Consider the following 392-nt stretch of genomic DNA (forward strand, 5'->3'; position numbering starts at 1 on the left):
GAGCAGGCCCGCGCCGCCGCCCGCGCCGCGGCCGCCGGCGCCGAAACCAAGGCCAAGGCGAAGACCAAGGCCGACAAGGCCGCCGCCAATTCGCTGTTCGCCGGCTTCGGCAAGGCGCTGCAGAAGAAGGACAAGCGCTCGTCCTCGACCCTGGTCACCGCGCTGCTGGTTTCGGCCGGCGCGGCGGCCCTGGGTGTCGGTACGGCCGGCCTGACCCTGCTGCCCAAGGACGGCGAGGGTCCGCTCAACGACCGCGTGGCCCGGGCCATCGCCGGCCGCGCCGCCGACGTCGAGATCAAGACCGGCGAGGCCGACACCACCCCGGCCCAGCCGCGCGTGGCCATGGCCGTGGTGACGCCGGCCGCTCAGCCGGGCGCCGCCCAGTCGGGCGC

The 392-nt window shown here is 76.3% G+C and carries 1 protein-coding gene; it reads left to right on the plus strand.

Annotated features, from left to right (window positions below; all coding sequences use genetic code 11):
• On the plus strand, positions 1-392 hold a 392-nt coding region (locus tag AC1DOP_RS27355), incomplete at both ends, for a hypothetical protein (RefSeq protein ID WP_477254438.1).

Source organism: Massilia sp. 01N410, from assembly GCF_056399665.1.